Here is a 1,953-nt window from a genome sequence, read left to right as displayed (position 1 = left end):
CTTAAGGGAAAAGTATGAATAATTCAGGATATACTGTAAAATCATCAAAATTTGAGTTCTTTTTATTTAGTCAGAAAATAGTGAAAGGTTTGTGGAAAATGGGGCGAAATAGAATTAAAGGGGTTTTAATTCTTTTGTTAGGGATAATTATTAGTGTATTTTTCTTTTTAATGATCCAACCTACTTCTAGTATAAGGGTAAGTTTTGTTGATCAAAATAATGCTAAGCTTAGAGTAAAAGGCAAAGTGTATCATAGCAAACGGTACTGGCCCTTACGATCTTCTAAGTTAGAAAAAGAAGTTCCAGGATACAAAATGGCTGAAAAAAAGATTTTCTTTAAAAAAGAAAATCGGAGAATAGTTGTTAGATTTATGCCTAAAAATTATCGTCAAGAAATATCTAATTTTGATAAAGCTAACTACATTGCTGCAACTTTTCAACCAATGAAGGTTAGTCCAAAGGGCGGCTATCAAAGTGACCCATACAATACCGCTAGAACATATAGCGGAGACAAAACGGGACAAGATACTTTGCGTTTACTGTATTCAAATGACGGCAAATCATGGAAAAGATTACACATTAGTTCTCCAAGACTAAATATTAGAGATCCAAGTATTATAAAAGTTAAAAAGTATTGGTATATTGTTTACACAAAAGGGTTATTGCGAACAAAGAATTTCAAAAAATGGGATAAAATTTCCTGGCCACACTCGTCTATGTTTGTTAATCATTTTGAATGGGCCCCCGAGTTTTTTAAGGATAAGCATAATAGAATTCACGTGATAATGGCTGGCCGTTCGGTGAAAACAAATAATTTTCAGCTTTACATTTCGGATTTTGACCAAGAAAAGGGAAAAATAAAAAACAATTGGAAATTATTATCAGGTAAAGATTTCCCAAGTAATATGATTGATGGTAATCTAACATATTATAATGGACACTACGTTTTGTTTTATAAAAATGAAGATGTTTCAAAGAATAAGATGACAATTGCAACATCAGATAATTATTTGGGTCCATATGTTTCTCATGCTTTGAACATTGATTTGAGAAAATATGCTGGCGCTGAAGGTATAGAGGCAGTTTTAAATGGTAATCAAACTAGGTTATATTTTGATCCTTATAAATTTAATAAAAATGGTCAGTCAATTTATAATGGTGTACATTATGCTGAGTGGTCGGAGAAAAATAAGTGGTCTAATATTAAAGAGATTAAAGCTCCCTTTATTGTTAGACATTTTGGAATTTTACAAAAATAAAAAAATGTTGGTGAATTTCTGAGTGCAAAGTAATGCTTAGAAGCAGATTTTTAAAGTCTAACTACTATCGAGTAGTGATTCTACGTTTTCCAAAAGAGTTCTTTTAGAAGGGGCTTTATAATGATTATGAAAAAATAAAATAGCAGGTTTTGATACGTTTCAAGTTCAAACGGGCGACCATTTCAAACAGGTAATCTAAAATTTTACGTAAAGTAATTTTTTGGCTTCCAATAAAACCGTTAAATAATGGTTTTGTGATAGTTAGCTTTAAGTTACAAGGTTTCTAGGTTTTTGTTTGTTTTGTCAGGAAAAACTATTTTTGAACTCGCGTTGTTGCAGTAAAATTGGCACTTTGGCATCTTTTGTATGAAAGATTAGTGTTAGTGCTTGGAATGATTCAATCGCATAGTTAGCAATATTCCAAATTTTCCAGCTAAATAAATTTGCTAATAGTTTCTGTAATAGCAGATACCTCTAATGATATTTTTCGCAAAGTTTTATTACATTTCGAAATAATTAACATTTTTTGTGCAGTTATCAGACTTGGTAAAATTGTGACAATACCATACTAACAATTCATTATTCCTGATGATGTTCGGCTTATGTGAAGTAAATAGCAACTAAAATGATTTAATGAAAATGTAGCACATACAAATCATGATTAGAGAGCGTAAAATATCTTGTGTAAATGCAT

At 30.7% G+C, this 1,953-nt stretch carries 1 protein-coding gene; it reads left to right on the top strand.

Translation table 11 applies throughout. The features are described from left to right. The first annotated feature begins 14 nt into the window (after positions 1-14). Positions 15-1,259, top strand: a complete 1,245-nt coding sequence (locus FC65_RS10395; protein WP_235803130.1) for a glycoside hydrolase family protein — start codon at positions 15-17, stop codon at positions 1,257-1,259. Positions 1,260-1,953 lie beyond the last annotated feature (694 nt).

The organism is Ligilactobacillus acidipiscis DSM 15836, assembly GCF_001435755.1.
Classification (GTDB): Bacteria; Bacillota; Bacilli; order Lactobacillales; family Lactobacillaceae; genus Ligilactobacillus; species Ligilactobacillus acidipiscis.
Note: the sequence above shows the minus strand (reverse complement) of the source record. Positions and strands in the feature narration are given on the sequence as shown.